Source organism: Paenibacillus sp. CMM36, assembly GCF_053570945.1.
Genome location: NZ_JBSEDY010000018.1, coordinates 37,475 through 60,713, shown reverse-complemented (window position 1 = coordinate 60,713; position 23,239 = coordinate 37,475). Strand labels below are relative to the sequence as shown.

General features: G+C 45.4%; 22 protein-coding genes and 1 other annotated feature. Of the genes, 18 read left to right on the top strand and 4 right to left on the bottom strand.

The features are described 5' to 3' along the window. Nucleotides 1-70 precede the first annotated feature (70 nt). The 13 genes from ACWA2B_RS24605 (at nt 71) to ACWA2B_RS24545 (ending at nt 13,174) form a co-directional block, all read left to right on the top strand. A complete protein-coding gene (locus ACWA2B_RS24605) occupies nt 71-820 on the top strand; it encodes a regulatory protein RecX (RefSeq protein WP_069011415.1) in 750 nt (249 codons plus the stop codon). 374 nt (nt 821-1,194) lie between these two features. Next, on the top strand, nt 1,195-2,739 hold the full coding sequence (rny, locus tag ACWA2B_RS24600; RefSeq protein WP_449292714.1) for a ribonuclease Y: 1,545 nt from the start codon (nt 1,195-1,197) through the stop codon (nt 2,737-2,739). A 77-nt stretch (nt 2,740-2,816) separates the two neighbouring features. After that, nucleotides 2,817-3,611, top strand: a complete 795-nt coding sequence (locus ACWA2B_RS24595; protein ID WP_013309959.1) for a TIGR00282 family metallophosphoesterase — start codon at nt 2,817-2,819, stop codon at nt 3,609-3,611. Nucleotides 3,612-3,740: 129 nt separating this feature from the next. Further along, the gene (locus ACWA2B_RS24590) at nt 3,741-4,001 is read left to right on the top strand and encodes a stage V sporulation protein S (protein ID WP_007430104.1); all 261 of its coding nucleotides are present in this window, start codon (nt 3,741-3,743) and stop codon (nt 3,999-4,001) included. 122 nt (nt 4,002-4,123) lie between these two features. Next, a complete protein-coding gene (locus ACWA2B_RS24585; protein WP_029517043.1) occupies nt 4,124-5,191 on the top strand; it encodes a dipeptidase in 1,068 nt (355 codons plus the stop codon). Between the two features lie 177 nt (nt 5,192-5,368). Further along, nucleotides 5,369-6,457: a low temperature requirement protein A gene (locus ACWA2B_RS24580; RefSeq protein ID WP_029517044.1), complete on the top strand. Its 1,089-nt coding sequence runs from the start codon at nt 5,369-5,371 to the stop codon at nt 6,455-6,457. Between the two features lie 142 nt (nt 6,458-6,599). Next, complete coding sequence (gene pduL / locus ACWA2B_RS24575; RefSeq protein WP_013309962.1) at nt 6,600-7,172, top strand: phosphate propanoyltransferase; 573 nt, start codon at nt 6,600-6,602, stop codon at nt 7,170-7,172. 300 nt (nt 7,173-7,472) lie between these two features. Further along, entirely contained in the window at nt 7,473-9,026 is a 1,554-nt protein-coding gene (miaB, locus tag ACWA2B_RS24570) for a tRNA (N6-isopentenyl adenosine(37)-C2)-methylthiotransferase MiaB (protein WP_029517045.1), read from the top strand. A gap of 80 nt (nt 9,027-9,106) precedes the next feature. After that, nucleotides 9,107-9,559, top strand: coding sequence for a RicAFT regulatory complex protein RicA family protein (locus ACWA2B_RS24565; protein WP_023988245.1), 453 nt, complete (start codon nt 9,107-9,109; stop codon nt 9,557-9,559). A 122-nt stretch (nt 9,560-9,681) separates the two neighbouring features. Next, nucleotides 9,682-10,104 (top strand): PaaI family thioesterase, encoded by a 423-nt coding sequence (locus tag ACWA2B_RS24560; protein ID WP_029517046.1) that lies wholly within the window; start codon nt 9,682-9,684, stop codon nt 10,102-10,104. Between the two features lie 65 nt (nt 10,105-10,169). Next, nucleotides 10,170-10,958: an NUDIX domain-containing protein gene (locus ACWA2B_RS24555; protein ID WP_023988247.1), complete on the top strand. Its 789-nt coding sequence runs from the start codon at nt 10,170-10,172 to the stop codon at nt 10,956-10,958. Between the two features lie 67 nt (nt 10,959-11,025). Then, nucleotides 11,026-11,592: a cysteine hydrolase family protein gene (locus ACWA2B_RS24550; protein WP_029517047.1), complete on the top strand. Its 567-nt coding sequence runs from the start codon at nt 11,026-11,028 to the stop codon at nt 11,590-11,592. 118 nt (nt 11,593-11,710) lie between these two features. Beyond that, complete coding sequence (locus ACWA2B_RS24545; RefSeq protein ID WP_023988249.1) at nt 11,711-13,174, top strand: nicotinate phosphoribosyltransferase; 1,464 nt, start codon at nt 11,711-11,713, stop codon at nt 13,172-13,174. 66 nt (nt 13,175-13,240) lie between these two features. Here ACWA2B_RS24545 and ACWA2B_RS24540 read toward each other — a convergent pair whose 3' ends face one another. Continuing rightward, complete coding sequence (locus tag ACWA2B_RS24540) at nt 13,241-13,756, bottom strand: MogA/MoaB family molybdenum cofactor biosynthesis protein (RefSeq protein ID WP_029517048.1); 516 nt, start codon at nt 13,754-13,756, stop codon at nt 13,241-13,243. 264 nt (nt 13,757-14,020) lie between these two features. Between ACWA2B_RS24540 and ACWA2B_RS24535 the strand changes: the two genes are divergently transcribed. The 3 genes from ACWA2B_RS24535 (at nt 14,021) to ACWA2B_RS24525 (ending at nt 17,708) form a co-directional block, all read left to right on the top strand. Next, entirely contained in the window at nt 14,021-14,350 is a 330-nt protein-coding gene (locus ACWA2B_RS24535) for a four-helix bundle copper-binding protein (RefSeq protein ID WP_023988251.1), read from the top strand. A 77-nt stretch (nt 14,351-14,427) separates the two neighbouring features. Next, nucleotides 14,428-14,684: a binding site (T-box leader), on the top strand. Between the two features lie 62 nt (nt 14,685-14,746). Next, nucleotides 14,747-16,477, top strand: coding sequence for an arginine--tRNA ligase (gene argS, locus ACWA2B_RS24530; RefSeq protein ID WP_340931993.1), 1,731 nt, complete (start codon nt 14,747-14,749; stop codon nt 16,475-16,477). A gap of 262 nt (nt 16,478-16,739) precedes the next feature. Beyond that, the gene (locus tag ACWA2B_RS24525) at nt 16,740-17,708 is read left to right on the top strand and encodes an S-layer homology domain-containing protein (RefSeq protein WP_318626638.1); all 969 of its coding nucleotides are present in this window, start codon (nt 16,740-16,742) and stop codon (nt 17,706-17,708) included. A 125-nt stretch (nt 17,709-17,833) separates the two neighbouring features. On the opposite strand, the gene ACWA2B_RS24520 is transcribed toward ACWA2B_RS24525, so the two are convergent. Both ACWA2B_RS24520 and ACWA2B_RS24515 read right to left on the bottom strand, forming a co-directional pair. Continuing rightward, entirely contained in the window at nt 17,834-19,918 is a 2,085-nt protein-coding gene (locus ACWA2B_RS24520) for an ABC transporter ATP-binding protein (RefSeq protein ID WP_449292713.1), read from the bottom strand. Beyond that, a complete protein-coding gene (locus ACWA2B_RS24515; RefSeq protein ID WP_318626636.1) occupies nt 19,918-21,675 on the bottom strand; it encodes an ABC transporter ATP-binding protein in 1,758 nt (585 codons plus the stop codon). The genes ACWA2B_RS24520 and ACWA2B_RS24515 overlap by 1 nt, the downstream gene beginning before the upstream one ends. Before the next feature lie 40 nt (nt 21,676-21,715). On the opposite strand from ACWA2B_RS24515, the gene ACWA2B_RS24510 reads away from it, so the two are divergent. Further along, nucleotides 21,716-21,910 (top strand): hypothetical protein, encoded by a 195-nt coding sequence (locus tag ACWA2B_RS24510; RefSeq protein ID WP_080658615.1) that lies wholly within the window; start codon nt 21,716-21,718, stop codon nt 21,908-21,910. Between the two features lie 348 nt (nt 21,911-22,258). Next, nucleotides 22,259-22,561: a HesB/YadR/YfhF family protein gene (locus ACWA2B_RS24505; RefSeq protein ID WP_029517053.1), complete on the top strand. Its 303-nt coding sequence runs from the start codon at nt 22,259-22,261 to the stop codon at nt 22,559-22,561. Between the two features lie 133 nt (nt 22,562-22,694). Here ACWA2B_RS24505 and ACWA2B_RS24500 read toward each other — a convergent pair whose 3' ends face one another. Then, the gene (locus ACWA2B_RS24500; RefSeq protein ID WP_029517054.1) at nt 22,695-23,207 is read right to left on the bottom strand and encodes a hypothetical protein; all 513 of its coding nucleotides are present in this window, start codon (nt 23,205-23,207) and stop codon (nt 22,695-22,697) included. Nucleotides 23,208-23,239: the final 32 nt, after the last annotated feature.

Genomic DNA, 23,239 nt, shown 5'->3' with positions numbered 1-23,239 from the left:
GCGGAATCTAACTTTTGCGTAGCAGTTGTCCAAAGACTGCTTTCGTGAATTTCAAAGTGAGGGAAACATATTGCAGTTGGACGATGAAGATGAATATTCTGCGGAAGCAAATAAGCAACAAGAGATTTCTCTTTTTCCGGATCATGAGGAATTGATGATTACTAGGGTAGAGCAGGGACAGGGACGCAAACGTGGACGCTATATCATTCATTTTGGCCCGTATTCATTGTCTGTATTAGAAGATGTAATGATCAAGTACAATATGTTCAAAGGAACGTCATTCGTCAAAAAAGAACTGGAAGATATTGTTCTGGCAGATGAAAAGCAACAGGCCTATGTACTCGCGCTTCGATATTTGGGGCGAAAGCCTCGCACACGTCAGGAAATTGCCCAGCGTTTGGTGCAAAAAGAACTGGATCAGTCTGTTATTGACGAAGTAATGGTCCGACTGGAAAGGGAGCAACTCGTGGATGATGATTTGTACGCCCGCCAATGGGCAAGGCAGCGTATAACTAGCCAACGTAAGGGGAAGATGTGGGTTAGGCAAGAACTCCGTCAGAAAGGCATCTCTAAAGCCTCTATTGGGGAAGCGTTAGGTGAAATCACCGATAATGAGGAGTGGGAGAGTGCTTTGACGATCGGACGTAAGAAATGGAATCAGGTACGTGGTGATATAATGGAGAAAAAAAGGAAAACCTACCCTTTTCTCATGAGACGCGGATATTCGGGGGATATGACACGCCGAGTGGTCAATCATCTCACTGCGGCCGAGCATGACGCTGCTTCAGATGACGAGGAATTGTTGCAGTGGGAGGAATAATTGCCAAACGGCTGCTGAACCTTGGGCTAGTATGAACGGATAGGATGAGCTAGTTATTACATGGAAAGCTGCATGGTACTCTACTAATGTTTGCATTCCCTTGACAATGCCATTTGTCAAATAATAAAATATATATGAAACGATACTTGTGGAACGCCCTTTTTCCTTCCAAAAAAGCGGAATCCACCGGTGAGTTCTCATCGCCAAATAACAAGTGATGCCGCTATGCCAGGCGGAATTGTACATGTGAAAGCATGTGCATATGAAATGAAACGACCTTGTGTCGTTATCTTAGTTTGACGATCAAAGTAAATGTGACAATTGCAAAAAGTCCCAAGGAATGCCTTGGAGGAACCAACGGGGAGGTGAACAGTATGATGACTGCGATCTGGTTCGTTCTCGTTGCTGTAGCCGCGTTATTCTTTGGGTTCGGGATTGGTTATTTTATTCGCAAATCTATTGCAGAAGCTAAGATCTCCAGTGCGGAAGAAGCTGCCGCGCAAATCGTGGAGAACGCGAAAAAAGAGGCAGAAGCGCTGAAGAAGGAAACGGTATTGGAAGCGAAAGATGAAATTCACCGCATCCGTGCCGAAGCTGAAAAAGAAACTCGTGAACGTCGCAATGAAATTCAACGACAGGAACGAAGATTGCTGCAAAAAGAAGAATCGCTGGATAAAAAATTGGAATCGCTGGAACGCAAAGAAGAACAGGTGGCCAACAAAGAGAAACGAATCGATGAAACCCAGCAGCAAATTGATTTGATTTACAAGAGTCAGGTAACTGAGTTGGAGCGTATTTCCAATCTGACGATGGAGGATGCAAGAAGTATTATTCTGACCAACGTAGAGCAGGAAGTTCGTCATGAAACAGCTCAGATGATTAAAGAAATTGAACAGCAGGCCAAAGAAGAAGCGGACAAAAAGTCTCGTGAAATCATCACACTGGCCATCCAACGCTGTGCGGCAGATCATGTAGCAGAAACGACGGTTTCTGTCGTCACATTGCCGAACGAAGAAATGAAAGGCCGGATTATCGGGCGCGAAGGCCGTAATATCCGTGCACTTGAAACCCTTACAGGAATTGACCTCATTATTGATGATACGCCGGAAGCTGTTATTTTGTCCGGATTTGATCCGATTCGTAGAGAGATTGCGCGTACTGCGCTTGAAAAGCTCGTAGCGGACGGACGGATACATCCGGCTCGTATTGAAGAGATGGTGGAAAAATCCCGTAAAGATGTGGACGAACGAATCCGTGAATATGGTGAGCAGGCCACCTTTGAGGTGGGCGTGCATAGCTTACATCCGGATTTGATCAAGATCTTGGGACGTCTTAAGTTCCGTACGAGTTACGGACAGAACGTATTAAAGCACTCGATGGAAGTTGCATACTTGACAGGTCTAATGGCCGGGGAACTGGGCGAAGACGTTGTACTGGCAAGACGGGCAGGATTGCTGCATGACATCGGGAAGGCGCTGGATCACGAAGTGGAAGGATCGCACGTTGAAATTGGCGTGGAACTGGCGAAGAAGTACAAGGAACACCCGGTCGTCATCAACAGCATTGCTTCACATCACGGCGACTGCGAAGCGACTTCAGTGATCGCCATGCTGGTTGGGGCGGCAGATGCTCTATCAGCAGCAAGACCGGGAGCGCGGCGTGAAACGCTAGAGACGTACATCCGTCGTCTTGAGAAGCTGGAACGCATCTCCGAATCTTTTGAAGGCGTTGAAAAATCATACGCGATTCAAGCCGGACGCGAAGTTCGTGTCATGGTACAGCCAGAGAAAATTGATGATGCGGAAGCATTCCGACTGGCCCGCGATATTACGAAAACGATTGAGAATGAACTGGACTATCCGGGACATATCAAAGTTACTGTTATTCGCGAGACCCGTGCGGTAGAATACGCAAAATAAAAGCATTTCAATGAAAAGTGGCCACTGTTTGTAGGGCCACTTTTCATTTATGTAAGGCAGACTAGGGAGGGCTTTCTATCAACGTATTATTTATTGGAGACATCGTCGGCAGTGTAGGCAGAAAGGCACTGAGGGAAAATCTTCCTTCGCTCAAATCAAAATACAATCCGCATGTTATTATCGTGAACGGAGAAAATGCAGCTTCGGGAAGAGGCATAACCCCTGCTATCGCCAGAGAGTTTTTTGATTGGGGCGTCCATGGGATTACGATGGGAAATCATACTTGGGACAATAAGGAAATATTTGATTTTATAGATGATGAGCCACGGATCATTCGCCCGGCTAACTTTCCACCAGGAACACCGGGCCGAGGTTATACCGTTGTAAAGGGTGGAGGTAAGGAGCTGGCTATTGTTAATCTGCAAGGTAGAACCTTTTTGCCAGCTATTGACGATCCATTCCGTGCAGCAGATGAAATTGTCGATGAGTTGCGCAAAAAACATAAACATATCCTAGTTGATTTTCACGCCGAAGCAACCTCGGAAAAAATCGCTATGGGTTGGCATTTGGATGGACGTGCTTCAATCGTGGTAGGTACGCACACACATGTACAGAGCAATGACGATACAATTTTGCCACAAGGAACTGCGTATCAGACAGATGCGGGAATGGTAGGTCCTTATGAGGGAGTGCTTGGAATGCAGAAAGAGGCTGTGTTACAGAAATTCCAGACCCAGCTTCCGGTGCGTTTTCAAGTGGACATGGGCAAATGGCATTTCCATGCCATCAGCGTAGAGCTGAATGATAACGATGGAAAAGCCCGCAAAATTCAGAAAATCAGACTCAAAGAAGATGAATGGCGGATGGATTAACTTTTTTGTAAGCTGCTTAAGGAAAGAATAAGGAAAACTGTCACCAAAAAGCAGGAATTTTTTGCTGACCCTCGAATAACATCTAATAGTGGAATCAAACCATCATCATTCCCAGGGGAGGTACTTACTATGGATGTATTAAAAGTATCAGCAAAATCCAATCCTAATTCAGTTGCAGGCGCACTCGCAGGAGTACTGCGTGAACGCGGAAATGCAGAATTACAGGCGATTGGAGCGGGTGCACTAAACCAAGCCATTAAAGCGGTAGCCATTGCCCGGGGATTTGTCGCACCAAGCGGAGTGGATTTGATTTGTATTCCTGCTTTTACAGACATTGTTATTGATGGAGAAGATCGGACTGCGATCAAATTGATTGTAGAGCCAAGATAATAAATGTAAGTTGCCTGAGCCTGTTTACGATTTGTAAACGGGCTTTTTTGCATTGTGAGTCTGTTACTATGATTTTTAAAATAAATTTGTGGTGCTTCAATCTATAAATGGAGGTAAGATGCATGAATGATAAGCTAAAAGTGAATTGGCCAGTTGTTGACTTTCATTGTGATGTGTTATGTAAAATGCAGCTCGATGCGCAGATCGATTTCAGTCATCCATCGCTTGATGTCACAAAAGAACGTTTGCTAGAAGGTAACGTGCAGTTGCAAACGTTTGCTATATATATTTCACAGGTATTAGGCACACCAAGATTTGAGCATGTGGTACGTCAAATTGAGCTGTTCAGGCAGCATGTTACCTCTATCTCCGGTGGGTTGAGACCATTGCTGTGGAAGGAAGACTTGGCAATGTGGAAAAATGCGTCCGCAGTGCATCAGGAAGAGCAAGTAAAGCAGGCAGGAGAAGAGAAGCGCACGGAAAAGATAACGTATTTGGATGGTAATGGGACGGATCATATATGGGCACCTTGGGCTTTGCTCTCACTGGAGGGGGTAGATGCGCTGGAAGGGAACCCTTTTTATGCAGAATTATGCTATGCCATGGGAATACGATTGATTGGGCTGACATGGAATTATGCGAACTGGGCAGCTGACGGCATTATGGAACATAGAGGTGGCGGGCTGACTAGCAAGGGGCGCGATTTGGTCAATCGCTGTAATGACCTGGGACTGCTGTTAGATGTGTCGCATCTGTCCGTACAGGGCTTCTGGGAGGTGCTGGAGGAGGCTACTCTACCGCCCATCGCCTCGCATTCGAATGTCTTTGCGAGATGTGCTCATCCTCGTAATCTGCGGGATGAACAGATTCGTGCACTGATCGCCCGTAACGGACGGATTGGTTTGACCTTCGTCACCATGTTTCTCAAAGAGCAGGATACAGTAACTGCTGAGGATCTGCTACCGCATATTGAGCATATTTGTTCATTAGGGGGCGAAAGGCATTTGATGTTTGGCTCTGATTTTGACGGTATCGAGCACCATGTGCAAGGCTTGGAACACTCGGGGAAATATCCGGCTTTTGCAGAACTGCTGCTGAAGCATTACCCTGAGGAGCTAGTCAAAGGATGGCTGGGAGGTCATGCCCTGGAATACCTGCAAACGAATCTGCCTTCTAAAATGTCTTCTTAAATAGCTATTTAAGGGGATGTTTTGGCTGCGAACACTCTTGACAAAGCGAGAACGATTACGAAATAATGAGAAGTATCTTAGATTTTAAATAATATTTGCAGAAATACGGCAGACAATGGAGCGAGACTGATGGTGCACCATGCTGCACCGCTATACCAGAGGGGGCTCCATTACACAATGTTAATAAAAAAGGTTACCTGGCTTGAACTCTTTTATGACTTACTATTCGTAGCTGCTGTCTCTAAGGCCACTCATGTTTTACTACATGTTGAGCATGGTAGTATCTCGTGGGAACATATGGAGAAGTTCATTATGATTTTTATCCCGATATGGTGGGCTTGGGTGGGGCAAACTGTCTACAACAACCGTTTTGGTCAAGACAGTATAACGCATCGAATCTTTATGATCCTGCAATTGTTTTTCGTGTTAATCATGACTGCCAGTTTGAATATAGATTTTGATGCGTATTATGTATCTTTTTTTGTTGGCTATATTGGGTTAAGAGGTTTAACTGTCGTTCAATATTTACTTTCGGCGCCCAAAGAAACGGCTCATAAACAGGAAACAGCTCGTTTTTTCGGAACCTATTTTTGGATTGGAATAGTCATCTCTAGTTTCTCCCTTTTCTTTGACTCTTGGGTTCGATATTTGATTTTATATACCGGTATAGCTGTTGATATCCTCGTTCCTTTGATTGGTCGTAAAAAGTTGGTGATCACACCAATCCATACGGAGCATCTTTTAGAACGATTTGCACAGTTCACCTTAATTCTGCTTGGCGAATCTGTGATAAGTATGCTTTCTGTTTTACAATCCGATCATTTTACGGTTTCTTCCGTTGTATTTGCCGCTTTGGCTTTTATATTAGTCATCGCAATCTGGTGGCAATATTTTGAGAATATGGAGAAGCGCGTAGATAAATCAAAACAATCAGCAGGACAGACTATTATTTATGGTCATTTGTTTATTTATCTTTCCCTTAGCATGCTAGCTGCTTCGATTCAGCTCTTGTTTTTGGGACAAGTAGACTATATCTTTGTGCTTTGCTTTACCTTTGCTTCTGTTTTTATTTACTTTTTGTCGGTTTTACTGGTATTTCATCAGTACAGATTAAGTCATCTTAAACCCCGTCTCAGAGTCATTTTTTTCTTAACTGGAATACTCTGTGTCCTGTTTATCCTTAATATATTTATTGTCGTCCCCCCTCATCTCATTGTAGCTGAAATCATGCTTTTCTTTCTCCTGTTCGCTAAAACGACGATTTGATCTGATTTATAGGGATGATATTTAACGATGATTGGGGCGAAAAAGGGAACTTTATACGCTCTTCTTTTCTTTCTTGGCAAAATAGGAGTATAATAGCATGGATGTGTAAAGTATTGTATAGAGAAAAAGGAGTGACCACACGATGAGTAAAATCGTACCTGTCGGCGTTTCCGCCCGTCATATTCACCTGACTCAAGAGCATATTGAAATTTTGTTCGGAGCAGGCTATCAATTAACCGAATTTAAACCTTTGTCCCAACCAGGACAATTTGCCGCAAATGAAACGGTAGCTGTAATTGGTTCTAAGGGCCAATTTGATAAGGTTCGCATTTTGGGACCTGCTCGTCCCGCTTCCCAGTTGGAAATTTCTCGCACTGATTCCTTTGCTATTGGTGTAAAAGCACCTGTACGCGAATCGGGTAGCATTGATGGTACACCAGGAATCACAGTAAAAGGACCAGCTGGTGAAGTGGAACTGCAAGAAGGCGTGATTGTAGCAGCCCGCCATATTCATTTCCATACATCTGATGCAGCTAAATGGGACATTAAGGACAAGCAGTTGCTGAAAGTACGTGTTGGCGGCGAACGTGGTCTTGTATTTGAAAATGTTCTTGCACGTGTGTCCGATTCTTTTGCTTTGGATATGCACATTGATACAGATGAAGCGAACGGTGCCGGTGTGAAAAACGGTGACAACGCTGAAATCGTAGACTAATATACACGATTTAAATGCCGGAAGGCTTAAAGAGTCCGATTCTTGCAAAAGAATCGGGCTTTTTACATACTATATAATTCACAAATACTTCACTTATGTACAAAAAGAACATGAGTTCACTTTGCACTCAATGGTATCTGCGGTTGATCTATGGCGATGGCCTATAAATCATGCTATAATTTAGTGTAATGCCTTTTTTAAAGGTTTTTTTAGAACTTAAAATAAATTTACCCATGCCTAAAGATACAGTAAAATCACAAATTAGCTCGTGAAATAGATGGTGTAAGGAGTGACTAAGGAATGGAAAAGAAAACAAAAGATTACTCCAAATATTTTGATTTCTCGGATGCGAAGATTATTTCTGAAGATGAGCATAGCAAAAAGATCCGTATTCGCGGACGTGAAATCAACATTATGGCGGAGCCGAACCATAGAAAAGAAAAGCAACGCGGTAAAGAGGATGTACAGGTATTATATGATAACGCAGTCCCGGATGAGCTAAAGCATATCGGTGAGGGAAAGCATTACATCGTATACACATTTGGTTGCCAAATGAACGAGCATGATTCCGAAACCATAAAAGGTTTGCTGGAGCAAATGGGCTACCAATCAACCGAGGATCGGAAGGAAGCAGACATCATTTTACTAAACACTTGTGCTATCCGTGAAAATGCGGAGGATAAAGTGTTTGGCGAGCTGGGTCACCTCAAGCATCTCAAAACAGAAAAGCCAGGACTGCTGCTCGGCGTGTGTGGCTGCATGTCACAGGAAGAGAACGTCGTTAACCGGATTATGCAAAAACACGGTTTTGTCGATATGATTTTTGGTACCCATAATATTCATCGTCTGCCTCAGCTCGTCAAGGAAGCACTCTTTAGCAAAGAAATGGTGGTCGAAGTGTGGTCTAAGGAAGGCGACATTATCGAAAACTTGCCGAAGAAGCGCGAGGGTATGCGGGCTTGGGTGAACATTATGTACGGCTGTGATAAATTTTGCACCTATTGCATTGTTCCCTTTACACGTGGTAAGGAAAGAAGCCGTCGTCCAGAGGATGTTATCGCTGAAGTACGGGATTTGGCACGTCAAGGTTTTAAAGAAATCACCTTACTGGGGCAGAATGTTAACGCTTATGGTAAGGATTTGAAAGATTTGAATTACAGATTCGGGGATCTGATGGATGATATGCGCAAAATCAATATCCCGCGTGTACGTTTTACAACATCACATCCACGTGATTTTGATGACCATTTGGTAGAAGTGCTCGGTAAGGGTGGTAATTTGGTGGAGCATATCCATCTGCCTGTTCAATCCGGTAATACGGATATATTGAAGAAAATGAACCGAAAATATACCCGTGAGCGTGTTCTGGAACTGGCAGCGAAGATTAAAGCAGCTGTTCCGCATGTTTCTCTGACAACGGATATCATTGTAGGTTTCCCGGGCGAAACAGACGAGCAGTTTGAAGATACTCTATCTTTGGTGCGCGAGGTCGGCTATGACTTTGCCTACACATTCATTTATTCACCACGTGAAGGTACGCCAGCTGCTTCGATGGAAGATAATGTGCCTATGTCGGTCAAAAAAGAGCGTCTCCGGCGTCTGAACATTGCGGTGAACCAAAACAGCCTTCGCTTTAATAGTCGATTGCGTGGCGAAGTGGTTGAAGTGTTGGTGGAAGGCGAGAGCAAAAATGACAGCAAAGTGCTTGCCGGTCGGACCCGTTCCAATAAGCTTGTACATTTTGAGGGTTCTCAGGACCTGATTGGTTCCTTTGTTCAAGTGAAAATTACGGAACCTATGACCTTTTACATCAAAGGTGATCTGGTTGAAACGGCTGTAGCAGTTAACGGATAAAAGAATATTCTAGCGGGTTGCATGCGGTCTGAGTAAGGTTGTGTGCAGGGCCGTCTAAGTGAGAAAAGGAGCGATGGACAATGACAGAGGAGCGGTTGCAACAAACAGAACTTCAATCGGCGGCGCGCCAGCATGATCATTTGGTCAATCGCGAAATGATATTGGCAAAAGCCAAAGAATTAGCAGGTATTTTGGGTAGCAGTGAGGAAGTACAGGTATTCCGGAAAGCAGAAGAAAAGATTCAGGATCATGGGCGCATTCAGCAACTGATTGCAACGATGAAAAAGAAGCAAAAGGAAATTGTTGCATTTGAATCCTTAAAAAATCAAAAAATGATTGCCAAAATAGAGGCCGAGCTACAGGAGCTACAGGAAGAACTTGATGGTATTCCAATTGTAACGGAGTTTCAGCAGAGTCAGGTGGAAATTAATGAGCTACTGCAAATGGTGATCATGGCGATTCGTGATACCGTTGCTGAGAAGGTGAACGTTGAAGAGGGAAAAAGTACTTCCTCGTCGAATTGCAGTGATTAGAATGAAATTTATGGTGTGGAGGCGTAGCTTCCACGCCTTTTTTTCGAAAGCAATTTGCCATCGTATATATTTATAAGACATCAAGAGAAATGGGACAACATAGAAGGGATGGAAGCAAGGGAATGGATAAGTTCGGTAAGATGCTAGAGGGCGAAAATAATACTTTTTGGGAGTATTTAGGGTGTGAGCTGATTGCAGCTGATGCAAACGAGGTACAGATCGCTTTGGAAGCCAAACAAGAGCATACCAATGTGATGGGTATTGTCCATGGGGGTGTGCTTACTTCATTGATGGATCAGGCGATGGGGATGGTCAGTATGGCTTCACGAAATATGGATCCATGTGTAACGACGAACCTGAATGTTCATTTCTTGTCAGCCATGAGGCAAGGCCGACTGGAGGTTAGGGCGCGGATTCTTCATCAGGGAGGTCGGACTATAACCACTGAGGCGGAAGTAAGGGATAGTGAAGGCACACTTGGGTCTACATCTACAGCAACCTTCCGAGTATTACGTACACAAGCAAGTGATTCAGGTAAGGCCTGACGCTTGACAAAAATTTTTATTATGTCATAATGAATTTATCAAAACGATATAATATGGTGATGCCAATGGATAGCAATCGTATAAACGAAGAGGCGCAAAAGGCGTCGTATAACATTAAGAAATACCGCACTCCAGATGGAGCTCCGGCGGATATCGTTATGTTTACCTTAACGAAGCGGGAGCGCAAGACGGTAACAAAGACATTGCCGATTCGGGAGCTGAAAGTGATGCTCATCAAGCGCCGCAGTTGGCCGTTTGCAGGACGCTGGGCGTTGCCTGGAGGGTTTTGTCAGGAAGATGAATCCATGTATGGAGCTGCCAAGCGGGAACTGTTAGAGGAAACGGGTGTGGACGGCGGGCATCTGGAGTATTTGGGTGTATATAGTGGACCGGGACGTGATCCGCGCGGCTGGATCATATCGCATGCATTTTTTGCGCTGGTAGAAGAATGGATGTTGGAACAGCGTCAGGCGGCCGATGATGCTTCCGAGGTGGGGCTATTCACAATCCGCGAAGCGTTGGAGGAATTGGAGCTGGCATTCGATCACCGGGATATCATAGTAGATGCTTATCGCAAAATTCAGTTGCAGATGCTTCAGACGACGATCGCCAAACAGTTTTTACCGCTACATTTTACACTGGGTGAATTATATCAGGTGATACAGAGTGTCGTACCGGACTTCGAAGAGCCAAACTTTATTCGCAAAATAACATCGACTCGTAGCAGACAGGGAATTCTGGAAGAGGTGCGTGATGAGAACGGCAAACCGCTCAGTTCCAACCAGTATTCACAAAGACCGGCACAGTTGTACCGTTTTAGTGACAGAGTACCGCGTTTATCTATCTACACGTAACGTCTAATGTAATAGGTCACGCATAGAACGTACAATTTCACTTTGAGGATAAGGAGCTGACCGTACGATGCAAGCACTAATTGTGATTGATTACACGAAAGATTTTGTGGACGGTAGTTTGCCTGTAGGACAACCTGCGATTGAGTTGGATGAACGGATCGCAGCAATTACGCAGGCATATGTAGATCAAGGGGACTTTGTCGTCATGGCTGTGGATTTGCATGAGGAGAACGACCTTTATCACCCGGAGAGCAAGCTGTTTCCTCCACATAATATACGTGGAACCAACGGACGACATTTGTATGGCAAGCTCCATAGCCTCTATGAGCAACAAAGTGATCTTATCTACTGGTTGGATAAAACACGGTACAGTGCTTTTGCGGGCACAGATCTGGAACTCAGGCTGCGTGAACGTGGTATTGTGGAAGTTCATCTGATTGGTGTGTGTACGGATATATGTGTACTGCATACGGCTGTAGATGCTTATAACAAAGGTTTTGCTATTACTGTATACAAGGACGCTGTGGCGAGCTTTAATCAAGCTGGACATGATTGGGCTTTGGGTCATTTTGAGGGAAGTCTTGGAGCCGCGGTACGATCGGCTGAGGATACGGTTTTACGCCAGAAGAAGTAAAATAACTTAACGATTGTGTACCAATGTCCGATAACAAAATGGAGCCGGATATTGCTGAATCTGGGCAGATGAGGCGGTAGCGCCACAAACCTGGAGACAGTCAGAGAGGATGATTACAATGCAGTCAACGAGCCTCGCATTACATACAGATAAATATCAGATTAATATGATGTACGCCCACTGGGTGAACGGAAGTCACCAGCGTAAAGCTGTGTTCGAGGCGTATTTTCGTAAACTCCCTTTTGGTAATGGATATGCCGTGTTCGCGGGTCTGGAACGCATTGTGAATTATATTGCAAATTTGCGGTTTACAGAAGAGGACATTCGCTACCTGTCTGAACAGGAGGAGAAGTACGATCCCATGTTCATGGAGGCGCTTCGCCAGTTTAAGTTTGGTGGAACGGTCCATTCGATGAAAGAAGGGGCCCTTGTTTTTCCCAACGAGCCTCTGGTCCGTGTTGAAGGAACGATTATGGAAACGCAGCTTGTCGAAACGGCATTGCTGAATTTTATGAACTATCAGACACTTATTGCGACAAAGGCATCGCGCATCAAGCAGGTGGCAAGTGATGATACACTGCTCGAATTTGGAACACGGCGTGCGCAGGAAGCAGATGCAGCGATTTGGGGAGCACGAGCAGCTTATGTGGCTGGTTTTGACGCGACTTCTAATATGCTGGCAGGCGAACATTTTGGAATCCCGACGAAGGGGACACATGCACATTCATGGGTGCAGACCTTTATGACGGAGCAGGAGGCGTTTGACGTGTATGCGAAGGTATTGCCAGATCAGGTTACACTGCTGGTAGACACCTTTGACACGCTGGAAAGCGGGGTTCCTCATGCGATTCGGACAGCAAAAATGCTGGAGAGTCAGGGCAAGCGTATGAATGCAATCCGTCTGGATAGCGGTGACTTGGCTTATCTATCCATTCAGGCACGAGAAATGCTCGATGCTGAAGGATTAGATTACGTACAAATTGTAGCTTCCAATGATTTGGATGAAAATACGATTTTTAACCTGAAAGCCCAAGGGGCACGTATTGATGTATGGGGTGTAGGAACACAGCTTATTACGGCTTCAGATCAACCATCGCTTGGCGGGGTATACAAGCTGGTTGAACGTGAAGTGGATGGCGAAATGTTGCCGACGATCAAGATCTCGGGGAATCCAGAAAAAGTATCCACACCAGGCAAAAAGGATGTATATCGCATTGTGGATAAGAAGAAAGGGAGAGCTGTAGCCGATTATATTTCTTTTCCGGATGAAGAGCGTCCGCGTAATGGTAAGCGCCTGAAGCTGTTTAACCCTTTGCATCCGTATATGAAGAAGTATGTAGAAAATTACGAAGCCGTGCCGATGCTTGAGCCTATTTTTATAAATGGACAGAAGGTATATGAGCTTCCCGAGCTGGATGAAATTCGTGCCTACCATACTTCACAGTTGAAACTGTTCTGGCCAGAATATTTGCGGAAGCTGAACCCTGAAATTTATCGTGTAAATCTGAGCGAGAAGGTATGGGAGCTAAAGCAAAAGCTGATCGACAGCTATATGCAGCCCGAAGTTGAAGAAAAAGAATAGTTGGAAGAGGCACCTCATGAATGCATGGGGTGCCTCTTTGTGTTGGAGCATGTAGGAAATAGGAGCTTATTTATAAATTTCTCTCATCACATGTCGTAGCTCAGGGACAATAATGCGTTCCATTGCCAAACGAACGGCTCCGCGTGAGCCAGGCATAGAAAATACAGCTGTCTGGCCCACAGTGCCAGCTACAGCCCGGCTTAAGATAGCTGCTGAACCAATGTCCTCAGCAAAGCTTAAATAACGGAAGATTTCCCCAAAGCCAGGTAGTTCCTTATCCAGTAGAGAAGAGACAGCTTCATATGTAGTATCACGTGGAGAAATACCGGTACCACCTGTCAAAAGAACAGCCTCGATGTCATCCTGTGCCGCTGCTTCGGATACTAACTGCTGAATACCTTCGTAGTCATCCTTGACGATGACATATCGAACAACTGTATATCCATTGGTTTCTAGTAGATCCATGAGCAGTCGTCCCCCAGTATCTGTTTCCACGGTGCGTGTGTCCGAGACAGTCACGACCATGCAATTCACTTGTTGGGGGGATTCCTGACGGTGTTCCTCTACAGAAGACATATTCATTAAAATGTTCACTCCTTGATCGGTGGTTAGACATACACTTTTTACAATAGAGCAATGACTGAGCGTATGCAAGTCAGAAACAGGGGCTAAAAATCTATGTGATTAATATCCTTGCATTTGCACACTGGAATATAGTACACTTCCTTACATAAGTCGGGATTATATTGTTTTGTTTTATTATTGAAAGCGCGCACATCAAATGATTAACCTCAAGGGACAGCGGGTAATAGTACAGCAGGGTCAACAACTGGGAGGTAATGTAATATGAATCATTCATACCAACAATGCGTGGATGCTTGCCTGGAATGTATGAACGCTTGCAATGTATGTTACGTAGCGAGTTTGAAGGAATATGATTTAGCTATGCTGCGTGAATGTATTCGAGTGAGTAGGGAATGTGCAGAAATATGTGGATTTGCTGCCCAAATGCTGCAGCGTGGAACGGATTTTGCCGAGCAAATCTGTGAGCTGTGCGCCAAGGCCTGTGAGGTATGTGCTGCTGAATGCAGCAAGCATTCCCATGATCATTGCAAACATTGTGCAGAAGCCTGCCGTCGTTGCGTTCAGGCCTGCCGCCAATTGGTGGCAGTGTAATTACATATATGGAACTAGTGCCTGAAGAGGAAATAAAAGGTTGCTTTCTACTGAATAGGTTTGTATAATGATTGGAATTAACGTCATGGAACGGGAGAGTAGCAGCGAAGCCATATCATTACAGCGAGCCGGAAGAGGTGGAAGCCGGTATGAGATCCGATGTGAAGCGCACCCGGGAGACGGTTGATCCAACGAGCAGAACTTCTAGTAGATCAGCCCGGCAGACACCGTTATTAGTCATTGGAGTGAAATCGCGATTTGTGTAGTTAGCTTTAGCTGCACAACCGATTTACGAAGAGTGGTACCGCGGGATATTGAAGTTCTCGTCTCTTGAATGATTTCAAGAGGCGGGGGCTTTTTTTGTTAGATTCTATAAAAAGAAGGAGAGAGATCATCATGTTAATGAGGATTGCTGCTCAAGCGATATTAGCCCATACGGGCTTGGAGGAGAAAGAAATTTTATCTTTATTTGAGGTGCCTCCGCAGCCTGAATGGGGAGATATGGCGTTTCCGTGTTTTGTGCTGGCTAAAAAGTTTCGAAAGTCTCCGCAGCACATTGCACTGGAATTGGCGGAACTAGTAGGCCATAAAGAAGGTTTAACCGCTTCAGCATCGGGTGCCTATGTAAACATAACCTTGGATCGATCGGTTCATATTCCGCTTATGCTTGCTGAATTGAGCAAGGCTGATTTCCTCAGGCCTAATATCGGGAACGGGCAGCGGGTAGTTATTGATATGTCCTCGCCTAATATTGCCAAACCGTTTGGTATCGGTCATCTTCGCTCTACGGTTATCGGTGCTACCTTGTATCGCATACTTGGTGAAACAGGTTATGTACCTATTAGTGTGAATCATCTTGGGGATTGGGGAACACAGTTTGGTAAGCAAATTGCGGCCTATAAAAGATGGGGAAATGAGGAGCAGTTACAACATGATCCGATTGGTGAATCGCTAAAGCTATATGTGCGTTTTCATCAGGAAGCCGAGCATGATCCGACTTTGGAGGATGAAGGGCGCGAGTGGTTCCGACGTTTGGAACATGGGGATGCTGAGGCTCAACAACTATGGGAGTTTTTTGTTGAAATCAGTCTGGGTGAATTTGATCGTATGTACCAGCGTCTAAACATTACATTTGACCATGTGCTGGGAGAAAGTTTTTACAATGATAAGATGCAGGCAGTTATTGATCAATTAAGAGCAAAAGGATTGTTGGAGGAAAGTGATGGGGCGCTCGTAGTTCGCCTGGAAGACGAGGAACTGCCTCCGTGTCTTATTCTGAAAAAGGATGGAACCACCATTTATCCGACACGTGATCTGGCAACAGCGATTTATCGTCATGAAGTGATGAAGGCTGATCGGTTGCTGTACGTCGTTGGTGGAGAACAGAAGTTGCATTTCCAGCAGGTGTTTGCGGTGCTGAAGCATGCAGGGGAGGCATGGGCGGAGCAATGTGAGCATGTGCCGTTTGGATTAATGCGGTTTGCGGGTAAGAAAATGTCCACAAGACGTGGCAAGGTTGTGAAGCTGGAGGAGGTGCTGGATGAAGCTGTAGCGCGTGCTCAAGGCATCATTACTCAGAAGAACCCTGGTTTACAGGAACAACAGGCAATAGCGGAGAACGTTGGAATTGGGGCGATTATTTTTGGTGATTTAAAAAACAACCGGCTGAATGAAGTGGACTTTTCGTTGGAGGAGGCGCTGACCTTTGAAGGCGAGACCGGGCCTTATGTGCAGTATACTCATGCGCGCATACGCAGCCTTCTGGAGAAAGCTCACGCTCGCGCCGATGTTGATGTTAACACTAACCCTAGCTACAATGACCTTGTCCAAGATAGCCATTCTCGTGATTTAAATGACGTATCGGATGAAATATTGGGTGACGCAGGTTGGGCGCTGCTTAAGCAATTGGGTCGCTATCACGGGCAACTGATACGTGCGGCTCGCCAACTAGAGCCTTCGGTAATTGCGAGATTTGCATTGGATACGGCCCAGGCGTTTAACCGGTTTTACGCCAAGGAAAGGATTGTCGATGGTGGACAATGGCGTATTCAGTTGGCGGAACAAACTGCGGATATTCTGGCATGCGCGCTGCAACTTCTTGGTCTGAAAGCACCGAATCGGATGTAAGCAAAGCGAACGAAGGGAGCGAGTTTTTGCTGGCGGGATGACTGCTACCCATACTTGGCTCTTCTAAAGGAATACTGTAAAAGATTAATCTGTTGCAGCCACTTTTGGGTATGCATAAATGTTGTGAGCAGAAAAGAGTTAGACGGGTACACTAATCGCAGGAATTCCACCGTTTTGCAACCAATTTGTGTATATTTGAAACATTTGATGATTCTATTGCGTCGGTAAGTGTAGAAGCAAAGTAAACATGGAGGTGTATCTCATGAAAAAGAACAAAAGTGTGACAGCTGCCCTGCTTGTCGTCTGCTCATTGGCAGTGGCTACGTCGGCTTCTGCTTTTCTGGATATAAAGGGAGCTGAACAGGAGAAGATCGTAAACTCACTTCAGGACAAAGGAATTATTCAAGGAATAACCAAGGATAAATTTGCACCGGATCAAACGCTCACGTATGCACAAGGAGTACACTTGGTTGTTCGTGCAATGGATCTTCAGGTGATGCCTGATTTCACAACGGGTTCCTTTGCAAACATTCCGGCTTCCGCATGGTATGCTCAGTCCTATCGGATTGCAGCCCAACACCAAATCCCTTTGTCACCAGATATTGATCCAAGCACTCGTATGACAAGAGAACAATTTGCTAATATTCTGTATAAAGCAGTGAGTGCAACGGGTGAATATCCAACTGTCCGTATGTACATTAATGTAGCGGATGGCAAAAAACTAGATCAGGAATCAAACGCAGCAATTCAATTCCTACTGTTGACCAAAATTGCAAAATTGGACGAACAGAGCAACTTTAACCCGGATCGTAAAGTAACCCGGATGGAGGCAGCAGAAATGGTCTATAACGCATCCGAATTTGTGCAAAATCATAAACCAGTTGAATCCACTCCTGAAAATCCGGTTGAGCCTGCAGATCCGGGTCAACAAAATAACATTAGTATGAGTATAGAGAAGGCGAATGACCAGCAGAACAAAGTGACAATTACTCGTTTGCAGGCACCTAATCCAGGTTACGGCATTGAAGTGGATCACATCGACTACGTAGATGATACAAATGCAGTAATTTACTACAAGTTGACTAGTCCAAAGCCAGGGGAAATGAATATTCAGGTCATTACGGATACCCACACAAGTACAATGGTAGACAGTAAGTATAAGGTTACGCTTAAAGCAGTAGATGGAACAGTGCTTCCGCCCACAGGAACGGGCACGTCTGTAGCTAAATAAAATTACAAGCCATACGTTATAGATATAAATAAAACCAGCGAGCCTCCAATTTGTGGGGGGAGACTTGCTGGTTTTTTCATGCCAAATGTTCATCGTTAGCCCTAAGCAATAGGGCTATTCTAGCTTTAAATGCTGACTTTGCCAGTAAGTAAGTCATTTTGCGCAGGAGGCGTAGCAGAGATTGAATCGGATTCTGTTGCAACTGTTCCCGACTGGAGCTGATACATTTGGAAGTAACGCCCGCCTTGGGCCATAAGCTCGTCATGGCTACCCCGTTCAACAATTTCACCCCGATGCAGCACCAAAATTTGGTCCGCACTGCGAATGGTGGACAAACGGTGAGCAATGATAAAGGTCGTACGTCCCTTCTTAAGTACCTCAAGAGCGGATTGGATGAGCGCTTCTGTTTCGGTGTCAATATTGGCAGTAGCTTCATCCAGAATTAAAATTGCGGGATCAAAGGCTAGTGCACGAGCGAAGGAAATAAGCTGGCGTTGTCCGGCTGATAAGGTGCTACCTTTCTCAATAACGGGCTCATCGAATCCTTGCGGCAAATGGGCCAGCAATTTGTCAGCTCCAACATCATGCAGCGCTTTATTCACCTGTTCTCTCGTGATTCGGCTGTCTCCGAGACTGACATTGGAGGCTACCGTACCTGTGAACAAATATGGATCTTGAAGAACAATACCCATATGATGGCGAAGCCATTGCTTAGGGATGTCTTTGACAGACGTTCTGTCAATGGTGATCGTTCCTTTTTGCGGATCATAGAACCGGAATAGCAGGTTGATAATCGAACTTTTGCCTGATCCGGTATGTCCGACAAGGGCAACCGTTTGCCCGGGGTGTGCTGTAAAGGAAATATGTTTAAGTACATCATCCTTTTTGTAGGCAAAGGAAACGTCGTTAAACTCTACCTGGCCTTTGTAGCGCGGCATCATGCCGTCGGTCACCGGCTCTCCAGCTTCGTCCATCAACTCAAATACGCGTCCTGAGGATACGATGGAAGTATCCAGTACGGCGAGTTGGTTGACCATACCCGTCATAGGTTGGAACAGTCGACCCAGCACATCGACGAAGGCATACAATACGCCTAGTGAAACAGCACTACCTGTCGTTCCGAGTGCCTCAGATCCGAAATACCACAACACGACGGCAAAGGCGAGATTTCTCAACACGTTGACTAAATTGTGCGAAGTGAAGGCGTTCAAATTCAGCATTTTATTCTGATGCTTCATATAGTCATCATTCAGTTCTTCAAACTCTTGCTGCGTTTGCTTCTGGTGGCGGAACACGCGAATAATGGACATCCCTTGAATCGATTCATTGATAATCGCATTAATCTCACTGAGTCTGGACCGAATGATCGTATTATAGCGGGTGGCGACCTTGCGGTACAATACAATCCACAAGATCAGTAACGGTACAATAAACAGAGAGATAAGACCCAGTCTGAAGTCCAGCAAAAAGAGTGCAACATATACTCCTGCCATCGTCACAATCCCAGAAGTGAAATTTGAGAGCACAGCCACAAACAAATCTTTGACTGCCTCAGTGTCATTCGTAACACGGGATACGACTTTGCCTGCAGGCAAGTTATCAAAAAAGTAAACTGGCAACCGCTGGATGTGCGCGTAGAGATCAAGCCGAAGCTTTTGAATGACCTTGTTCGCCGAGGATTGCAGCCAGTATGTTTTGCCAAATTCAGCAAAAATGGAAATAACCAGGAAGAAGCAATACCAACCAATCAGCTGAAAGATACCGGGCATTTCCGGTTTGTAAAAGCTATACAGTTCATCAGCTGTCAGAGCCTTGGCTTCATAGCGAAAGGTGTCGGAGCCGCGTGTCACAGTCAGCGTTCCGTTCGTAAAGGAGCGATTACCGTCAGCCACTTGAACCGAGCCATCCACAAATACGAAAGATTTTCCAACTTGTAAAATCCTCGCTTCACGACCTTTAGTCTCCCCGGACTCAAAGCGATCTTCACGCTTAAAGTGGGTTCCCGCATAGCTTACGGTGCCGTCCACACTAGTTGTTTCATAAAATGGTTTTTCAATAGCGAGCATATGGTCGTCGATCATCGTTTTGGCGATGAAGGGACCAGCCAGCTCGGCGGCTACTCCGATAGCCAAAGCGATGAGAGCGGCGATAAAGCCTGCTTTGCTCGTCAGTGCGTACTGGAATAGTCTTTTGCCGATATTGGGTTTCATTAGGATACCTCCCCTGAGGTCAGATCAGATTCCACTTGTTGCCGTTCATACTGTTGTCGGTACCATCCGTCAGCCTGAAGCAGCTCGCTGTGGGTTCCTTCCTCAATAATGCGTCCTTGTTCCAGCACGACGATCCGGTCTGCATGTTCTACAGCGGAGAGGCGGTGGGTGGAGATCAGGGTCGTTTTACCCGAGCGCTTGCGTCGGATATTGTCAATAATTCTTGCTTCCGTCCGGGCATCTACTGCAGATAGTGCATCGTCTAACAATAGAATATCCGGGTCACCGATAAAGGCACGTGCCAACGAAACGCGCTGCTTCTGGCCGCCGGACAGAGCGATACCTTTTTCTCCGACCAGTGTATCCAGCCCGTCAGACAGGGTACCTAAATCCTGATCGAAGGCAGCAGTACGGATTGCTTCCATAATGTCGTCATCATCTGCATGAGGTTTCCCGAACTGAATGTTCTCGCGCACCGATTTGGAAAACAAAATTTGCTCTTGCGGCACGTAGCCGATCCAGCTGTGTAGTTGTTCTACTGCAATGTCCTCCAAACTTATGCCGGAGATTAAAATATCACCGCTCCCCGTCGGATATTCATGCAGTAGCTGTTTGAGCAGAGTGGATTTCCCGCTGCCGGTTCTACCGACGACGCCTAGCGTTTCTCCGCGTTTGAGCTCCAGACTCACATGTGACAGATTGTCAATAGTAGAGGTAGGGTAACGGAAGGTAACGTCTTTCATCCTGATGGATTCGAGGCGGTCTACTGGAACAGGTTGAGCTGCATCCTGAACGTCTGGCTGGACATCGAGCGTTTCATTGACCCGGTCCAGGGAAGCGCTACCGCGCTGCATAATGTTAATCAGCTCTCCAATGGCAAACATCGGCCAAATCATCATTCCTAGATACATATTAAAGGAGACCAATTCGCCTAGCGTGATATCGTTATGAAATACCAGATAAATACCATACCCGAGTCCAATGACGTAGCTAAGTCCTACACATAAACGGATCGTCGGTTCAAAGAGAGCATCCATCCGGGCGACAGCCAGATTTTTACGAAATACATCGTCAGTAATATCAGCGAAACGCTTTTCGTCCATTCGCTCTTGCACATAGGCGCGAATGACCCGGATACCAGCCACGGATTCCAACACCTGATCGTTCATATCACCAAATGCATCTTGTGCCAGTGTGTAACGCTCATGAACGGCTTTACCGTAAATGCTCATAGCCAGTGCGATAAAAGGTAGGGGCAGGATAGCTGCCAGTGTCAACTTCCAACTGATTAGGGTGCCCATGGCAACTAATACCACGCTCAGATAGACCGTAGAGTCTGTCAGTGTCAGCATGCCGAAGCCCGCTGTACTTGCTACGGAGCGAAGGTCGTTCGTGGCCCGAGCCATCAGATCGCCAGTGCGATTACGTTCAAAAAATGGAGGGGTCATCCGCAGCAGATGATTCATAAAGCGTGTGCGCAGTAAGCGCTCCACCAGATTGGCACCACCAAACAGCTTGTGCATCCATATGTACGTAATGTAGTAAATGACGGCTAGAATGCCTATGATGTACAAAATATAATGCCAAAGTGAGGACCAGGAAATCGAACCGCGCACAATTTCATCAATGGCACTACCTAGCAGCCGAGGTGGAGCAAGCTCCAGTACACCAACAGCTATCAGCAAAAACAGTCCAATGGAGTATCGGCTTCGTTCTCTTTTAAAAAACCAGCTTAAATTTTTAAGTACTGAAAACAAGAGGAATCCCATCCTTTCATGACAAGTTCATTCGAGAGTTGTGTACCATTTTGAAGAAACAACAGGGCTTGCTGCCACAAGTATGATCCGACAACAGGCGCAAAAAAGGCATACCGTCCGCAGACGATATGCCTTAAATCTCAATATCATATGGCGCGCAGGTATTTTCAGCACACTCACCACTGAAAAACTGCTCAAACGCAGGCAGCCACTCGTATTAAACCATACAACATGAATGGCCCAATTCTGAAGGATGCGACAGGGGAGATGCTCCGGTATGAAGTTGTTGTGTTTGTAGATGTGGGTAAAATGCAATAGGAAATTTTAGCACCGGTAACACTCCTTTCTTCCTCAAAATGGATTCATTCTAACATGAGTAATCGTTCAAATTGGTAATAAATTTCAAAATGGATCTCGTATGGTTGAATCTTAACACCCTTTTTTGCGAATTGTCAAACCTTTTTCAAAAAAATGTATATGACTTGTCCAAGAAGCTCGCTGGGTTGGGACGGTTGGTGGTCATTCTAAAAGATGCTATGATATAGTTGGCAGACGTCATTGTACAAGGAGATGAGCATAACGTATGAGCATACAGGTAACTGAACCTGCGGCACAGTGGTACATTAAGGAGCTTGGTTTGAAACCTGGAGATTCGATCCGTTTTTTTGTTCGCTATAGCTCTGGCGGTGGGTTGCATCCAGGCTTTTCTCTGGGAATTGCCGTAGAGCCTCCGCAGCACCCCGTATTACAGCATGAAGCGGCTGGCATTACGTTTTATATGGAGGACCAGGATTACTGGTATCTGAAGGGCCATCATCTGGAAGTTAAGTATTTGGAGGAACATGATGACATTATTTATACCTATGTTGAGGATGGACAAGCTTAGTGCTCCACTGTCAATCATAGCGTGCAAATAGTTGTTCTTGGACATGAAAAGCGGCGGAGTAACGTGTTACAGGAGATGAACCTGTTCATGATGCTCCGCCGCTTTTTTGTGGTTAAGGCAGGTATGTCGTATGTTAAGGGTTGTTAAGTATCGGGCCATCGAGTGCAAAATCAAAATCATCAATGTCGTACACATGTACGGGTACGGAAGCTTCGATAATGCGGTGAATCCAGTCTAATTGATCCGTCAGAATAGGTAATGATTCACGCTGAGCTGTCAACACCAGTTCAGTCTCAATTGGATCAAAATATTCTCCGTAATGTGCTGTATCAACAGCATTAATGATAATGAGTGATGTATTGGCATCGAATAGAATAGGCAAGCTCTTGGCCCAAGGCATCTGAAGGGCACGCCGAATTTTTTTCTGATTCAACGGTTCTTCAAAATAACTGATCAACTCGCTTACCTTCTGCTTCACATGTTGATCGTCCATAGGATTATCCATGAGCGGCTCTGTGCTATCCTGGAATTCGTATAGCTCTAGCAGTGATGTGTAAGGCACCATATATTCCACAGGGGCGGGAGATGTAAGTAGTTGGCCGTATATAGCCACCATTACAGCTTCCGTTACAAATTGTCGAGACATCGGTCAAGCCTCCTGCATTTACCAAATTATGC